At 58.2% G+C, this 16,313-nt stretch carries 10 protein-coding genes; 7 read left to right on the forward strand and 3 right to left on the reverse strand.

The window, feature by feature from the left end; genetic code table 11:
- Positions 1–365: 365 nt before the first annotated feature.
- From ACP7AI_RS16375 to ACP7AI_RS16390, 4 genes are read left to right on the forward strand one after another with little or no spacing between them, the layout of a single operon-like run.
- The gene (locus tag ACP7AI_RS16375) at positions 366–1,811 is read left to right on the forward strand and encodes a tyrosine-type recombinase/integrase (RefSeq protein WP_426169652.1); all 1,446 of its coding nucleotides are present in this window, start codon (positions 366–368) and stop codon (positions 1,809–1,811) included.
- The gene (locus tag ACP7AI_RS16380) at positions 1,808–2,218 is read left to right on the forward strand and encodes a hypothetical protein (RefSeq protein WP_426169655.1); all 411 of its coding nucleotides are present in this window, start codon (positions 1,808–1,810) and stop codon (positions 2,216–2,218) included. The genes ACP7AI_RS16375 and ACP7AI_RS16380 overlap by 4 nt, the downstream gene beginning before the upstream one ends.
- A complete protein-coding gene (locus ACP7AI_RS16385) occupies positions 2,215–4,803 on the forward strand; it encodes a hypothetical protein (protein ID WP_426169657.1) in 2,589 nt (862 codons plus the stop codon). Before ACP7AI_RS16380 ends, ACP7AI_RS16385 begins: the two co-directional genes overlap by 4 nt.
- On the forward strand, positions 4,773–7,769 hold the full coding sequence (locus ACP7AI_RS16390; protein WP_426169660.1) for a tyrosine-type recombinase/integrase: 2,997 nt from the start codon (positions 4,773–4,775) through the stop codon (positions 7,767–7,769). The genes ACP7AI_RS16385 and ACP7AI_RS16390 overlap by 31 nt, the downstream gene beginning before the upstream one ends.
- Positions 7,770–7,880: 111 nt before the next feature.
- On the opposite strand, the gene ACP7AI_RS16395 is transcribed toward ACP7AI_RS16390, so the two are convergent.
- Together ACP7AI_RS16395 and ACP7AI_RS16400 are read right to left on the reverse strand one after the other, a co-directional pair.
- The gene (locus ACP7AI_RS16395; RefSeq protein WP_426169662.1) at positions 7,881–8,540 is read right to left on the reverse strand and encodes a hypothetical protein; all 660 of its coding nucleotides are present in this window, start codon (positions 8,538–8,540) and stop codon (positions 7,881–7,883) included.
- Positions 8,537–9,175: a hypothetical protein gene (locus ACP7AI_RS16400; protein WP_426169664.1), complete on the reverse strand. Its 639-nt coding sequence runs from the start codon at positions 9,173–9,175 to the stop codon at positions 8,537–8,539. Before ACP7AI_RS16400 ends, ACP7AI_RS16395 begins: the two co-directional genes overlap by 4 nt.
- A 788-nt stretch (positions 9,176–9,963) precedes the next feature.
- On the opposite strand from ACP7AI_RS16400, the gene ACP7AI_RS16405 reads away from it, so the two are divergent.
- Complete coding sequence (locus tag ACP7AI_RS16405) at positions 9,964–13,689, forward strand: hypothetical protein (RefSeq protein ID WP_426169666.1); 3,726 nt, start codon at positions 9,964–9,966, stop codon at positions 13,687–13,689.
- 29 nt (positions 13,690–13,718) lie between these two features.
- Complete coding sequence (locus ACP7AI_RS16410; RefSeq protein WP_426169668.1) at positions 13,719–13,916, forward strand: hypothetical protein; 198 nt, start codon at positions 13,719–13,721, stop codon at positions 13,914–13,916.
- Between the two features lie 329 nt (positions 13,917–14,245).
- On the opposite strand, the gene ACP7AI_RS16415 is transcribed toward ACP7AI_RS16410, so the two are convergent.
- Complete coding sequence (locus tag ACP7AI_RS16415; protein ID WP_426169671.1) at positions 14,246–15,037, reverse strand: hypothetical protein; 792 nt, start codon at positions 15,035–15,037, stop codon at positions 14,246–14,248.
- A 233-nt stretch (positions 15,038–15,270) separates the two neighbouring features.
- Between ACP7AI_RS16415 and ACP7AI_RS16420 the strand changes: the two genes are divergently transcribed.
- Positions 15,271–16,311 (forward strand): ParB/RepB/Spo0J family partition protein, encoded by a 1,041-nt coding sequence (locus ACP7AI_RS16420; protein WP_426169673.1) that lies wholly within the window; start codon positions 15,271–15,273, stop codon positions 16,309–16,311.
- Positions 16,312–16,313: the final 2 nt, after the last annotated feature.

The following is a 16,313-nucleotide window of genomic DNA, read 5'->3' on the forward strand; positions in this document are numbered from 1 at the left end:
ACCTGCCAAGGACGCCCACCGCAACAGCGGACAATCCCCCGCAAACCCGCCACCCACCAAACCGTGCCATCGCTGCGGCAATTGGCGCCGCACGACGAATTCGCCGACACTGATCGGCCATAGCGTGGGGATTGGCGCATCCGACAGGATTCGAACCTGTGACCCCTGCCTTCGGAGGAAGGCAGTCTGAATAATACGCCGCCTGCCGATGCCCCTCAACTGCTTGGAATCAGGACAAGTTCTTCGTTGCCGGGTTCCCGAGGGTTCCCGTGGTTTCCCGCGGTTTCCCGATGTTTTGCTTCCGATGTGCTTCCGAATTCGGATACACCGGTGACATCAAAACATGCTGAATTTGAGGAAATCCGATGTCCGGACCGACAGGACGATCTGCGTTTACAAAAACCTTCATCGACGGGTTGGTGCCTTCCGACAAGGAAATTATCGTATGGGCATCCGACCCGCGCAACCTCGGTGTCCGCATATCGCCGTCAGGAACGAAAACATTCATCGTTCAGTACCGGCTGCCTTCAGGTCAGCAGCGCAGACTGAAGCTGGGTCGAACCGATTCCATCACCACGGAACAGGCAAAGAGGTCTGCTCGGGAAGCGCTTGGCCAAGTCGCCGGCGGTGTCGACCCTGGCGACAAGAAACGTGCCATGCGAGCGAGTCTCACTTTCAGAGCGCTTTGGGACGAATATTATCAGAATTGCAAAGATGGGCTTGTTCTGGGGCGGAACAAGCAGCCAAAGACCGCTTCTACCATCGAAATCAACGAAAGTCGGGCGCGACGCCACCTGCTGCCGCTCCTCGGCAACAAGAAGATCGTCGACATCACGGCATCCGATATCCTCGCTGCCCGGGATGCGATCGCCACCGGCAAAACTGCTGTTGACGAGAAAACCCGCAGTCGGGGTCGAGCGCGGGTGACGGGCGGCAAGGCCACAGCTAGCGCCTCGATCAAGCTTTGCGGAGCAATGTTCACTTACGCCGTCGCCCGCGAATACCTCGATGACAACGTTGTCCGAAAGGTAACAACGTTTGGCGACAATCAACGAAAGATATTCATTACGCCTGAGGAGTACGTTCGACTTGGCGAAACCATGAGGCAGGCTCGGGCGTCCGGTTCAATCAACGCCACGGCGCTCGACCAACTGCAGTACATCGTGCTGACGGGAGACCGGCGAGGCGAGGCACAGTCCCTTGCGACGGGCTCAGTGGACATCGAACGCCAGTGCCGTGTGCTCGCAAAAACCAAGACCGGAATGTCCGTCCGGCCGATCGGCGCCGCTGCTTGTGACCACCTGCGCAATGTGAATGCCGGTGAACAGCACTTTTTTCCCTCCACCCGCGGGACCGCACCTTACTTCATTGGCCTGCCAAAGATCTGGAAACGGGTTTCGATCCTGGCCGGGCTGCCACCAAAATTGACTATTCATGGCCTCCGACATGGGTTCGCCGGGTGGGCGGCTGAACTCGGCTACACCGAACCGACGATCAAGGCACTGCTGGGCCATAGGCGGGCCGGGGTGACGCAAGGGTACATCATCCGTCCGGATCGTGCACTTGTTAAGGCGGCCAATGACGTCGCGGGCCATATCGCACGGATGATGGCTGGTGACACGCGCTGGCCGGACCAAGTCATCGATGCGACCGTCGAAATTACCCTTGAGCCGGAGCTGCGGCAGAGGTTGACGACCTGCGCAGGCATGAACAAAAGGAGCTTGAGTGAAGAAGTCATAGCTTTGCTGGATCTCCATCTCGATGAATCCGGCCGGGGGCCCGAAATCCGCAATCTATATACCAATAAATGAAGGTTGTGGGTCAGGTCAAAGATTATATGAGCAAAAAAATGGCAGATTTTCAAGGGTTTATCGTACTTTTTCCTTCGGAAGACGGAAAAGTAAAAGCGGAAAATGTAACACCCCATGACCAGAAGGCGCCAGGTTTCGCGCTTCTGAAATCCGATGTTCGATCGTTAATGCCACCCAAATGGTCACGCAAGACAGCCATGGCGGCTCGCGGTCGGGCCAAAGATTTCACTATTGGAAAAACTGTTGTTTATGAGAATGTTGCCGGCTCTGCGGCTTTTCCCATCGTAGCAAAATCCAGATCTGTAACGCCTCTGAAGGCGGTCGTCGGTGTTGTCCGTCGCTTTCGCGCTTTGCCACTCCAGTTCGGCGACTTCCAACGCCAGTTGGCAATGGTGTCGACCCGATGACCGGCATGCATAACAACGACGTGCCGCTTGAGGGCCTAATTGCGTTGGCGCCGGCAGACCTGGCTGATCCGCTGCAGCAGCTGTTCACGCTCATCGACGCGCCCGCCAGCGCGCAAGGCTTTCAACGTGTCGCACGCAACCTGGAAAATCTCCGGCTCGATATTGAAGAATTCGTTGGGTCGGTGGCCGAAGACACGGGCCTGTGGCCGAGCAATCTTGCAAGCTCGCTGCAATGGCTGCTGTCAGTCGCGGCAAGTGAGTGCTTGGCCGCTTTGGGCATCGATCCTTCGGGTGGTCTCGGCCCCCCCCGTGGGACATTGACGGCGCACCCGATCTACGCCGCATTATGGCTCGACCTGTCAACCGATCAGGGGTGCATCCGAGAAGCACTCGTGCAAATCGTGGTCGCCCACGCCATGCTTCCAGCTCCGAGGCTTGGAACCGACCTGTACCACAGCGCCCGCGAAAAGGCGGGTCGCGCCGTCCGGGAGTTAGCAAAGCTAGACCCGCACATGTCGTCTTCATGGTTGCCAGTTCAGAATGTGCGGTCAACCACCGCTTACGCAGCAAAGCTCAAATCGACTATCGAGACTGTCGGCTCCGCTGCCATCGGCAGACATCTTGGTTCGATCCGCCACTTGATCGAGACAGCCACCGCTCAGCGGAACGTTCGACGCCGTGGTACCGGAAACCGGCATCGGGAAATCGGACAACGGATGTCGCCATCTGAGGCCACCGTCGATGATGACAGCGATGACGGCAGCGATCCCGAAAATCACAACATCGAAGACGCCAATAACGTCGAAGCGCACACGGCCGATGACGTCGATGCAGCGGAAGCGGATGTCGCCGCCGTGCCCGACACAGACCTCTCAGTTGACCTCACAGAAAGGCACAGCAGCGAGAAGGTCAGCCGTATCGAAACGCACCAGGCCGAGGATGTCGGTGCCACGGTAACGGTCGTTGCTGCCCTGCCAGCCAACGATGTCGCAGCAGACCTCGAGGATTCCGGCTCCATCTCGAGCGAGATCGAACCATCAAGCGAAACTTTCATCGTCAGGTTCGAGGATGAACCCGGCGCCGAGCGCTCAGCGATGCAGAATCGGCTCCGAGTGCAAGCCGTTGGCAAAGGTATAGCGCGGTCAAATCAAAAGCTTGTGGGACAGGTGACGACCTTGTCGACGCTCGAAATCGACGCACTCATCGAGCAGATTACACGCGCATGCTCCGACAGAGCCGCGACGCTTTTGGAAGTGAAGTCAGCAGTGCTCGTCTGCTGCTCGTTGGCAACCGGCCAATCATTTGCGGATCTTGCTGGCCTCGTGGATGGGGTCATCGACGACGAGAACCCGGTCTGGCTCGAAAAGCAGGGGGGACAGTATTTTTTCAGAGTGTCGCCCCTCGAACTGCAGGGCGCTCAAGAGTTAACGAGGTTGGGTAGTGAGCAGGCCGTTGGGGCTGGCTGGCAAACATGGCTTCCATGCCCGTCCCTGACCCAGAAGCTACTCGCCCAGGTTCTTCGCGGCAGTGATGGTACAAGCAAGTTCGCCGATGCCGCGGCACTGATAGCCGGCGCCAACGAGTTCCTGGCCAGGGCGTCCAAGGCTCAGTCCGCCCGGTTCACCGAGCGCCGGATTCAGGGCTGGTTGTTTTTGCAAATCCTCAACTTGCACGACGGCGGGATTGCAGCGGCAGCACTGATTACAGCTACCAGCGATCCGCTGGCGACCAATCCGGCGCAGTATCTCACGCTGTCATGGACTGAAGTCACTGACCTCTATCTACGGGCCGTAAAACCGCTGAACCGAGGCTGGCGCAGTGTTACTACGGAGAATGTCCGGGTGCCGTCGACACCGATTCCCGCGATCGGGTCTCACTATCTGCCCCTCCAGGACGAGCTCGCTGCCTTTATTGCCAGAATGCAGCACGAGCTTGAATCGCTCAAGCGAGCGAATGCCGGCTTCGTTGCCATCCATAACGCCATGACACTTTACACCGTGAAAATGTCAGGGTTCGCGTGCGGCTTTCGTACCGTTCGCGAACCGATTTTGCGGCCTTCCGAGATTGACGAGACCACCGGCTTCGCTGTTTTGCAGGATAAGGATAGCCAAGACGGATATAACGCACGCTTCCTCTGGGTGCCGCTGACGATGCGGAGCCAGTTGAAATTTTATACGGCGCACTTGGGGCACATACGAGATGCGATCCGGGAGACAGATCCAGCGCGCTACCAGCAGATGGAGCCGCCACCAAGCGGCCAAACGTCAATTAGCTCTGGGCTCTTTCTGCTTGATGAAAACGGCGTGTCCTATGACGCAACAGTGCCGATTTTGAAGGAGGCATGCGCCGAAGCTGGGTGGCACTTGCCGCTAAACGCTGGCCGGCATTATCTCCAATCCCACCTCCGCATTCACTGTTCGAACGATACAATGTTGGCTTTTCTTGGACATTGGAGCCGGGGGACCGAGCCTTGGTCATCGGATTCGGGGTTTGATCCCGAGGCATACCGCGCCGACCTTGGGCCAGCACTGACAAAGCTGCTTGCCGCCGACGGATGGCGGGCTATTTCGGGTTTCAAGCCATGAAGCCCGGGAATCCTTGGCACCTTGTCGCCGACGCCACCGATCGTGGTGACCGGTTATCCCACCACCGTCATGTTGTGAAGATCGTCAAAAAGCGCTTCCCTCCCCTTCACGCCGGCGTGAGCGGCCTCAAGTTGAGCCCGGTGGAAATCGACAGCCTTGTTGCAGAACTGACCGATGGCCAGTCGTCGCTCACTACAAGCTTCCGGCTCAAATATCTGAACTCTGTCCTGCGCATTGGTATCCGCGACTGTGGCTGGGAAACACCCTTGGCAACTATCCCGACCGCGCTGATACGCACACCGTCGCCCATCACAGCGAAAATATTCTCGCACACCGGGCAAATGCGGCGCTTTGAACGCGCCTTCGTAGCCAGTCTGGAAGTTCAGCCGTCGTCAATAGACGCGATGGCGGGCCAAATGCTCATCAGCGCTGTCATGTTTGGCGGCCTGCTGCGAGAAAAGAACTGGGACAGCTGGCTACGCGCGGCAGATGACTTTGATGGGCGCTCGCTTTCGATTATCGCCAGTGACGATGCTCCTCCCATCCGTTGGTTCGCCGATCCGGTAACCGCGAGATTGCTTGCTCGCTGGTGCGTGAGCTCTGATTCCGGTCAGGCGCTCTTGGCGCCAAAGAAGGCTTCGGCTTGCATCCGGGCGGCGGTAGCTGATGCGGCCTTTGACGGAGTAAAACCGGCCTCGGCGGCGGAGCTTCGTGGCTGGGCAGACCTACGACTACGCATGATCGTACCAGGTTACCTCGTCGATTATGCGTCCGGCGGGGGGCCATCCGTTTCGCTGCCCGACTGCGCATGGCAGCGGCTGCTGACAGGCCGACGGGCCGTCCCGACTGCACGCGCCGATGAAGCACCCACTTTCACCGTCTTGTCTTCCCTCGCGCCTGCACAACCCGTTGCCCCACGCGATGGGGTCGCAGTCTTGCGATCGCTACGTTCTGCCTTGCGCGCCTACGGCCGCGGAACGCGCAAGCCGTCGCGGGCAGCGGCAGCTTCTGCCATCGAAAAGATAATCGAGTCGCACGGCCCGGCCTCTCATACGAGCGAAATAATGCTGAAGTGGGCTCACGTCAGGCTGACCCAGCCAAAGCGAGATGGCGGCCTCGACCCGAAGTCTGTCAGGCGATATTTAACGCCGCTTGCTACACCGCTGATGACGTTCGCCGGTTCAGACGATTGGAGCAATTACGAAGCCGAAGACATAGCCGAACTCTACCTCTTAATCATCTCGTCCCAAAAAACTGATGGTGAGAAGGCGATGGCTGGCCGCGCGCTCGCGAATTTTCACGATGTGGTCATACGTCTGTTCCCGTCGCTCACGATCGATATGAGTGAAATTCGCCCGGGCTCGGTGCGGGGCCAGGTGAACGCAAACATTATCACCGCGCTCGAGTATGTAAATGCGAAGCAAAAATTGTTTAAAGTTGGAATGTCATGGCGCAGACGAATACCATGCATCATATTGATCCTTGGTTATCGTGCCGGTCTTCGCCGCAATGAAGCACTGCTGCTACCACTCAGTAGTTTGAGAATAAACGCTGACGATATCGAACTTACTATTCGCAAGACGTGCTTTGGCGGACTGAAGTCGGCGGCTGGGACACGCCGACTTCCACTCAGCGAGCTCCTTACCGCGAAAGAGGCCGCATTCTTGCGCAGATGGCTTGCCGATCGGCCTGCTTCACTCGCAAAATCTGGGGATCAACTGCTCTTTTGCGATGGCTCCGATCCAATGGTCTCGCTGCCGGAGGCCGAGGTGTTCGAACCAATCCGCGCAGCTCTGATCGCTGCCACTGGCGATCCGGATATCCGCTTTCATAATCTTCGCCATTCCTTTGCAACATTCTTGCTGCTGACGCTAACATTGCCGCCGGGCGTAGACCTGCAATGGCTTGGCGGCCTCGACGACGACATCGTCTCAGACAAGCGACGCGAACGCGTCAGCTTGGCCCTTTTGGGCGGCGGTCGGATGAGCCGTGCCGGCCTCCATGCGGTCAGCCAAGCCTGCGGCCATAGCGATGTCCGCATAACACTAGCATCGTACATGCATCTGGCAGACCTTGCGCTTTGGTTGCTCCTCGCACGGGAATCTGTTCAGCCGGCGCTGTCGAGAAAAGTAAGTGCGGCCATTGCCGGCATTTCCCAGTCCGCCGTGCGCGTACAGGAGCATCGACTACGACAAAAAAAGGACGCACCTCGATCAGTCGATCCGGCACTGCGCGTCGATGATGCTCGCCCAACGCTGGATTCGCACCGTGATGCCCCGAGGCGGAAAGCAGTTTCTCACGTTGGCGTGCGAACCCGTCGCTCGAAGACCCCTTTGACATTGAAACCCACGGCAGTGACAAACTTGCCCCCGGTCAAGTACATTCAGAATGTGCTTGAAGCCTTACATGCCGGCTTGGCGCCGGAAGACTGCGCACGAAGTCTGGGTGGAAACGTCGATGATATCACTCGCTGGTCTCAGCGTGCCCGGCATCTTGGCGGTATTCGCACGCAAAAGGGTGGCTACAGGCACCGCTCGGTTGGCAAGGCGACTATTGAGGATGTCCTCTTCCCGTCGCCTGCAATAGGTCAGCGGGAGATGGATCAGGCCGTAAAAATGTGGGCGCGTATTTCGACCAAAGCCGATGGCGCAAAGCTGCACTCAACTGCTCTAGGCCTCTTTTCTCAGCGATATCAGTCGACCGGGAGCATGGTCCGGATTGTCGATGACCAAGAACACAAAGCTTATGAGCAATTTCTCGCAGCGCTCGGTATTGCCAAAGCGCGGATCGTTTGGACGCCGATTCCCGATAAAAAAGGCCCAGGACTGGATCGAACGAAAGCGAGGCTCGCCGCCGACAAGCAAGGATACTTTACCGTCAAGTCTGCCGGCGACGAGGCCGCATCTGCAGGTTTCAACTACGTGGCCAGAATGCTGATCATCGCCGGGAGTTTTGCCTTCCCGTAGCTTTTGGACAGGCTTTGAAAGGTTTTCGCGATGCCACCGGCTCCAAGCATAGACCGGTGTGACGGATAGGTCGCCAAGTCGGACTAACCTGTCGTGACGTCCGCCACCAATTCACGGCCGCACGGATGGCGGCAAGTCCGCGAGGAAATTCTGCCATTCTGAATGGAGCAGGGTTTGGCCTCCATGGCCTAACAGGTCCCTCGCGAAAACGCCGACGCCATCCGCGCCTGCGACTCTTGCCGACGCGACGAGATGGACGTGGAAATCGCCGCCGTGGCTAATGCGGGCAGGCGAATGTGCGACAAGCTGGACACACAATCCGCGAGCGTCGGCAAGACGTGCCTGGGCGAATTCCGAAGCAGCGCGAACCGCACGATGCTGGAAAACCACGCCGGGAAACCAGAGCGTAATCGCAACTGCCAAGTGCTGGTCTGGCTTCCAGACATCCGAGTCGACCAACGGCCAAAACACCTCCGCCTTAGCCAAAAGATCTGGGCAGCCGGGGCTCACGATGAACGCATTCGCCGCGACGTCACGTCCGAATGTTGCAGCTGTCAGCGGTCCCTCTTCCTGTCGGAGTTTCGACCTGACGTAGCCGAAGGCACTGTTGGAGACCCCCTGGCTTGATGCCTTTAAAATGCCAAATCCAAAATCGGCCATATGCCCGTCTGGGCTGTCATAAAGCCGTGGATCGAACTTGCGCCACGCCGGCGCGCGGGGAGGCCGCTTGGCCGCTGCGACCGCCTTCGGTTTCTTGGGCCGCACGGTCATGACCCCTGCCCTTCGAACGCGTGGGGGTGCCCGGTGACTTCACTATCAGGCTGCCGAAAGCGACTGAGCGCTGAACAGAACGAAAATCGCGCACGATCAAACGCCGAAACAAGCCAAGGCTTGCCCGTATTCGTCTCGGTCACCAGCAACCCTTCAGCGGTCACAACGAGGCAAGCGCCGCCACTTTCCGGTTCAAGAACGACACCGCGCTGGTGCCGGAACGTGACGGGAATGAAAACGCCGCCGTTCCACCTTTTGCCATGATCGAGCACCACCACCCGCAGCCACGATGGGTGGAGAAGGGAGCCGCCGACGAGCACCAGCAAGATTGGGCGCGGCTCGCTTGCAGCGAAGTCAAGCAAGGCGCCTTCGCCAGCACATCCTTCCTCGCACCCGAGGCACCGTCGTTCGACATGGCAGTTTGCGTACTTCCCAAAGGTCGGCGGAGAGCTTGCACAGTGGGCGCCCACTACGTCATAGACGCCGAGTTCCATGTGAATTCCGGCTTGCGACGAACGGCCAACAGTTGGCGATGACTGGCATTCCGGCGTCATCGGATCGCCAAATAGCTCGACCGCTGAATGTGTGAGTTCAGCATGCGGTCGAATGCCCATCGCTTCGAGAGCTTGTTCCATTTGTGTATTCATTGTTCAATATTCTCTATTTGCATTGCGGCGCTGTCGGATCAGCCCCCGCGAACATTCGGCTGCACTTTTTCATTTTTGCATCCGTCCTACCTTCCCCAATTTCCACTAACCCATTGCTTTTTCGCGCTCTGGCGCACTAGGTCAGGTGTCAACGGACGCGTGACACTGTTCGGTGTTCTGATGCTGTCACGCGCCAGGGGTGGCTCGGCAGATTTGCGAGCGCGGCACTAATGCTCAGGGTCTTGCAGAAGTATTGCTCCCCAGCCGGGTCATACGATTTCGATTAGTGGTCACAATCTGACGATTGGCACCCGTGGCGATCAAACGGCTCTCGCTTCGAAGCATTGTCCTGCCGGCCGAGTGAAACCTGGCCGCAACGCACGTCAACGCTTTCTTTGTGGTAAATGCGACGCCGATCCCCGAAGCTGCTGTTCGTTCGGGGGGTGGCTCGCGTTCGCGGGACACGACAAATGGAACTATGTTTCCATTTCCGATCTGCTCACCCGTTCTTGGCTTTCGGCGGAAGCCGACATTCGCGCAGGTGCTCATGCGACGTCCTTGAATGGCTAGTGCAGGGCGGCTTTCGGACTGGTGGGTTCTGTGATCGGCACCGGTCGAAGGGGATATTGGCTACCAGCGCCCCCGATCGTCCAAATGATGCTACCTCACACCGCCTTCGTATCCGCTAATTGCTGGCACAACGGAGCCGGCATGCCCATATGCTGACGCGTGCGACGCAGAGATAAGTGTCTACTCATGGGGCGAGACGAGTTGTAATGAAGTGGATTGAAGCAAACCACCTCGAACAGTGGGGCCGCACGACCGCATCCGAGGCTGATCTGCCTGCACTGGTCGCAGACCTCATCTGCGCGACCATCGGCGGCATCAAGTCGATCCGCTTTCCGAGCCGTGGCAAGGGCCGTGTCCGTGGCTTCGACGGCGTTCTGGAGAGCTACGAAGAATCGCTTTTCGTCCCGATAGGTAAGTCGGTCTGGGAGTTAAAGTCCTCGGCCAACTACAAAGACAAAGCGCTGGAAGATTTCAACAAGCGGACGAAGGAGACCTCTGTCGGGGAGCAGGCCGACCTTACGCTGGTCCTCGTCACGCCGTTCACTTGGGACTCTTCGGATCGCAACAAGACGCTCGAGGCATGGGTCGCCGAGAAGAAGGAGGCAGCAAGCTGGAAGGACGTCGTCGTCATCGACGGCGCGATGCTTGAACATTGGCTGGACTTGGCACCCGCCGTCGCCGCTCTTTGGGCACGCGGGGTGATAAGGGGTTTCTCGGTGAACGGCATCCAAAGCACAGAGGAATACTGGAGGGAATTCGCCGGCCGCTACGACCCTAAAATTATTGAGGAATTGCTCACAACCGAACGTGGCGCCGTGGTCGAGACGGTCGTCAACACCATGATAGGCCCCCCTGCGAAGATCACGATCGTCGCCGACGCACCGGAGTTTGCGACCGCCTTCGCTGTTGCCGCCATCCGTAGCGCGCCCGAGGAGACGCGCCAATTCATCGAGGCCAGAACCCTGATTGTCGATACGATCGAGGCGGGACGCGAGATGGTCGGCCTCAAGAATATGGCGTTTATCCTTCGCAAAGCGGCGGCCAGGTCACCCACTTCCTTCGCTGAACAAGGACCAACTGTTGTCCCGCTCTCCAGGTGGCACCGGAACGATGGCGGACTGCCGCTTCCACACCAGACATCCTTCTCGGTCAAACAGGTCTTGCTCAAGATAGGATTGACCGAAGGCCGTGCGGAGACGTTCGCGCGTGGTTGCGGCGGGAGCCTGTCGGCGCTTGCCCGTATGATGGGAAGCGGAACCTACGACCCCCCAGCATGGGAGGCTAACATGGAACTGCTCCTCCCGGCCTTCCTTGCGGGTAGCTGGGACGCATCCAATCCACTTGATCAGGACATTCTCGCGAGCCTAGCCGGAACGCCAACCTACATGGCCTACGAGGCGCAACTTCGTCGCTTCCTCAACATCGAGGACGCGCCGCTCGTGGTCGAAGCGAACCTTTTCAAGGTGGTCGCACCTATCGATGCATTCGTGTTCGCGGGCAGGCTCATCGGTGAAGACCATCTCGACGCTTTAAGGCCATTGCTTCTTTCGGTCTTCGGAAAGCTTGACCCTGATCCTGACCCTGACAAGCCTTACAGATCCCGGCCCACAGACCGGCATAGCGACGAGCTGCGCGATGGCCTCGCTACCACGCTCCTGCTCATCGCAGCCTGGCAGAAACAGGCCGCTCTCTCGCTTGCACCCGGACGAGGGCAAGTATTCGCGGACGAGGTGGTCAGGGCGTTGCCGGGTCTCAACTCGGATTACCGGGTGATGGCCAGTCTCAAGGATGAGCTCCCGCTGTTGGCGGAGGCCGCCCCAAATTCTTTTTTGGCGGCCCTCGAGCGGATGCTCGAGGGCTCAGGGGCGGCAATCCGCCCAATATTTGATGAGATCGAGAGCTTTTCATTCCCGATCCCGCGGCACACCGGCATGCTCTGGGCGCTGGAAACCCTCGCATGGGATCCGAACTGGTTCCGCCGGGCGTGCCTAATCCTTGCCGGCCTCGCGACCATCGATCGAGGCGGCCGCAGCGCAAATAGGCCGGCACACAGTCTCGTCGACATTCTGCTTTCGTGGATGCCCTGTACCTATGCCTCGCCGGAGCTACGGCTCGCGGTGCTGGACGAAATCATCTCGGACTATCCGCAGGTCGGGTGGGAGCTTGTCCTCAAGCTTCTCCCGGACGCGACGACCTCCACCAGCGGAACCTCGCGTCCGAGGCTGAGAGGCGCTGATTTCTCACCGCAGCCCACGCTCACCCACGGCGACGTCTGGGCCGCCCAACGCGCAGCAAGCGAGCGTGCGCTCACCCTCGGCAGCGGTGATGCAAACAGGATGGGGGCATTGCTCGGGTCCATGCTGCACTTCGCCGCCCCGGAGCGCGAACTCGGTCTCGACGTCTTGGACTACACCTTGGGCTCCTTGGACAAGCCTGAGCGAGAGGAGCTTTGGCAGGCGCTTCAAGATCAAATCATGCGACACAAGCGGTTTGCTTCGACCAACTGGGCGCTCGACGGCGAGGAACTGGCGAAACTGGAGGCCATCGCCAACAAGCATTCGCCGACCGATCCGGTGCTTCTGACCTCGGAGCTCTTTACCTTTTGGGGAGACGACGACGATCCGGACGGGCTTATGCGCAAGCGCGTCGAAGCTGTCGCAAGTCTCGCGGCGGAGAACGGGACGGAGGCCATCCGAGCGCTTCTCCACCGGTCGCAGCAGCCGCACTACGTGCGAGAGGCGATCGAGGAGGCAAACCTAGGCCCCATGTTCCTTGAGCAACTGCTGAGGGCAGAAGTTGCCGAGGCTCCAGACGGCATGCATGCAGGTGCCTACTTCTCGATGTTTCGGCGCGCAGGAGGTGCGCTGGCGGCGCTCGCCGTCGCGGCCGACCTTCTGCGGACCAACACGCCCGCCACAGTCGCTAAGCTCATGCGCTCCTGGCCGACGGAGCCTGCTACCTGGCAAGCCGCCGCCTCTCTTGGTAGCGAGGTGCTTGAAAACTACTGGACTGACCTCACGCCCTTCCACGTCAAGGGGGATCGACGAGTACTCCTGACCGTTATCATACAACTGATGCGGCGCAACCGGTCAATCGTCGCCTTGGAGACCTGCCTGAACCGCATCGACGAAGTCCCTGCCTGCCTCGTACTCCGAATGATCGATGCGATCGTGGGCGAATTGAACGAGGGCCAGAAGCCGCGTCTCAGCGGGCTCCTCGATTACGAGTTGGAGGAGACGTTTAAGTCACTCGACAAGCGAAATCTGCCCGACATGGCGATTGCGCAGCGGGAATACGTGCTGCTTGCCCTGCTCGAGCGCGGGCAACGCCCCCTTAAGATCCACAGCCTGATGGCGCGCGATCCGGAGATGTTCCACCAGATCCTCAGGGAAATCTACCGGGCAGAGAACACAGAGGTCACGGGCGTCGAGCAGACCGACGAGCAGCGCGCCCGCTGGCGCCAAGCTTACAAGCTCCTTTCGCATTTCTCGACGGTTCCGGGTTTCACCGAGGCATATCCAGATCAGGAAGTCTTGAATGCTTGGCTCGCTGCGATGCGGGCGCTTGGCGTCCTTCATGACCGCAAGGATGTCACCGATATCGTGGTCGGGAATGTGCTCGCGCACTCCCCTGCAGACGACATCGACAGCATATGGCCCCACCGATTTGTGCGCGATGTGCTAGAATCGAGCGCGGGCATGATCCCCAGAGGAATCATGACTGAACGCGTGAACATGCGTGGTGTCACGGTCCGTGGCGTCCTAGACGGCGGTGATCAGGAGCGCAATTTGGCGGAGCAGTATCGCAAGGACGCAGCCGCTATCCAAAAATGGCCTAAGTCCTCAGCCATGCTGCTCGCGATGGCAAAGCGCTGGGATGCCTATGCAGAGCACGAGGACATCGACGCGCGTCAGCGACGGTTGCGAAGCTAACAGTGCGACGGCGGTTGGTGCGCAGGGTGATGGCTGTCTGCTTTCGGGCAGGCCCGTGGAATTGCTGGACGATCGACATTGGGGGCGCCTCGCAGACGGGCGGCTTTGAGGGAAGCCAGTTGCCGCTGTCGATGAAAGCGGCAAATCTGCAGTTGCTTGGCTATGATCCATTTGTGGATTGGGAGACGCCAGCCATTACAGCCATGCGCACCGAGCGCCAGGTTTGAATATCAGATCTGGAATTCAGGTCCGAATAAGGTGCGCTACCGTTCGTTTCACCGATCATGACGATTCCGCGCGACCAGGTCTGTTATGGCAATCAGCGTCGCATCAAAATCACGGACGAAATGTCAAATACTGGAACCCGAGTGCTCATGCGCGACAACGATGTGCCGCTACCCCTGTTTAGCAATCGCCAGCTTCTGTCTCATGTGAGCAACTCGTACGCAGGGTTAAATGGCCCTAGCTGCCCTATATCCGTTTACACTTTGCCTGCCAGAATGATCGGCAAAGTCTTTTTATAGTCTGTGATTGGGTCGAAGGTACTGACCCAATGTCATTCGACAAGCGAACCGAGGGCTTTTTTCACAGAAAGAAAATAATCATCTAGTTCAGGAGCAGAAAATTGACCCATGTCTACCAGTGTGGAGCCAGATTTATGAACTAAGGTGCTGACATTTATCAAGGTACAGGCAGTTCTAGAACGATATTTGGTTTTCGGAGGTAGACGTCCCGCTGTCTTTGACGAAAATAAAATCGACATGCGTCCGATGCTCACCAATGGGAGTGGCGCACCAGTCGCTTGCCTTTTAGCCTCTAGATCTATCCAGTCTTGTACGTCATCATACTTTGTAAAACCATCGATAACACCCGAAAACATTTGTAGAAACACAGGATCGGTCGAGTGGCTTTCGCGCGACAACCATGCCTCAGCCATGCCGGAGAAAATGTCTGTCCAATAGGTCTTGACCATTATTGCAGCACGGAGCGTATCTACCGACGAGTCAACTGCAGCGAAGATTACGGTCAGTTTCCACAGTTCTGAGAATGCGTACCGAGCATTTGGCCCGAGATTTCTCGTCGCGGGCGGAGGAATTTGGGCCTTGCTGCGCAGCTGCTTGAGCCGTGCTTCGAGCCGCTTCATGTCTTGGTGCGCAGAGATTTCAAGCTGTGCTGCGATACAGGCAAGCATGTGGCTGTAAGCGACCTCTATATTATTATCCGGTACCATATTGACGATCGCTCCAAACCGGCATATCTTTACCCGGTATAGACTGAGGTTGATATGACGAATGCCGGACGATTGGATGCAGGTCAAGCTGTGGTGCATAATCTTCGGAACATGCACCGTCCCGGCCCTTGCCCGCTGCTGACGGGAGCCGAGGCTTCAGCGTTGCTTTTGACACTCGGAATTCATCTGTCGACGAAGACTTTGGCAAACCTTCGCAGTGCCGGCGGTGGGCCCGCGTTCTGCAAACTTCGAAACGGCAAAATCGTTTATCCCTCTGCCGACTTGGAGGATTTTGCACGATCGCAGCTTTGTTTTCGTGGCGACAGCACTTCGACCTTGAGGTCCGTAATATGACGATGGAGCTTAGAATCGTCGGCTCTCCGACCCACCAATCGCCCGACACCGAATGCCGCGAAGCGGACGAAGGTCTTGCAGAAATCCTGTCTGGCGGCAAATTGATCGTCGCAGATCCGCGGAGTTGCATGGTCGCAAACTTTGTCGCTCGCGACCCCGAACGGCCAGGCATCGAGCCGATCCAAGAACTAATCGATTCATTTCGATCCGAAGGGCAGCTTCAGCCCATACTTTGCCGACAGGCTTTTGACGCGGACGGCGCACCCGTTTTCGAGGTCGTCATGGGCGTGCGGCGATGGTTGGCGGCCCTGTGGCTCTGTAATAATGACATGCCGAACTTCATGATCCGGATTGAAATCATTGCTATCAGCGACCGCGACGCATTTGTGGCGATGGACAAAGAAAACTCGGCGCATGCAACATTGAGTGCAATTGAGCGGGGCCGTTCAATGCACCGAGCATTGGGCGAGAAACTGTTCAAAAGTCAGCGTGAATTGGCGGTCGCACTGAATGAACGTCCGGCGACGGTCTCCACGCTGGTACGGCTTGCCGAGTGGCCAGCCGATCTATTGGCCGCCTTCGACTCACCGTTTGACATCCTGATGGTAGATGCTGAACGACTGGGCCCTATTGTCGACGACCGAGCGAGACGCGGCAACCTTCTCCGGGAGGCAAAGCGCATCGGTGATGAGCAGACAGCACGAAAGGCGTTGGGCAAAGCGCCCCGTACACGCGCAGCTGTTCTCAATGCCCTGAGGCGATCAGTCCGACCGCCGACGCCCTCGGAGACGGATCCATGTACTTTCGCAAAAATCAAGAAAGCGCCTGACGGCACCAGAACACTCGTTATCTCAATGGGTCTGCCGCTCCAAAGCAGATCAAAGGCACTTGCAGAGGTTCGCGCGCATGTTCAAAATGTTGATCTGGTCCAGCCATCGAATGATGCTGAAAACGCAGAGATAAGCCTCGCATACCCGCTTCTGGATTTTATCGAAGCACATTCGCAATTTACAGCGGCCGACGATACGACGTCGTAATT

The sequence above is a fragment of the Sandarakinorhabdus sp. DWP1-3-1 genome, assembly GCF_049896705.1.
Classification (GTDB): Bacteria; Pseudomonadota; Alphaproteobacteria; order Sphingomonadales; family Sphingomonadaceae; genus Sandarakinorhabdus.

What these genes read in the sequence shown, in the direction of transcription:
- ACP7AI_RS16375 (WP_426169652.1), top strand. Translation starts at nt 366, where the DNA reads ATGTCCGGACCGACAGGACGATCTGCGTTTACAAAAACCTTCATCGAC.
- ACP7AI_RS16380 (WP_426169655.1), top strand. Translation starts at nt 1,808, where the DNA reads ATGAAGGTTGTGGGTCAGGTCAAAGATTATATGAGCAAAAAAATGGCA.
- ACP7AI_RS16385 (WP_426169657.1), top strand. Translation starts at nt 2,215, where the DNA reads ATGACCGGCATGCATAACAACGACGTGCCGCTTGAGGGCCTAATTGCG.
- ACP7AI_RS16390 (WP_426169660.1), top strand. Translation starts at nt 4,773, where the DNA reads ATGGCGGGCTATTTCGGGTTTCAAGCCATGAAGCCCGGGAATCCTTGG.
- ACP7AI_RS16395 (WP_426169662.1), bottom strand. Translation starts at nt 8,540, where the DNA reads ATGACCGTGCGGCCCAAGAAACCGAAGGCGGTCGCAGCGGCCAAGCGG.
- ACP7AI_RS16400 (WP_426169664.1), bottom strand. Translation starts at nt 9,175, where the DNA reads ATGGAACAAGCTCTCGAAGCGATGGGCATTCGACCGCATGCTGAACTC.
- ACP7AI_RS16405 (WP_426169666.1), top strand. Translation starts at nt 9,964, where the DNA reads ATGAAGTGGATTGAAGCAAACCACCTCGAACAGTGGGGCCGCACGACC.
- ACP7AI_RS16410 (WP_426169668.1), top strand. Translation starts at nt 13,719, where the DNA reads ATGGCTGTCTGCTTTCGGGCAGGCCCGTGGAATTGCTGGACGATCGAC.
- ACP7AI_RS16420 (WP_426169673.1), top strand. Translation starts at nt 15,271, where the DNA reads ATGACGATGGAGCTTAGAATCGTCGGCTCTCCGACCCACCAATCGCCC.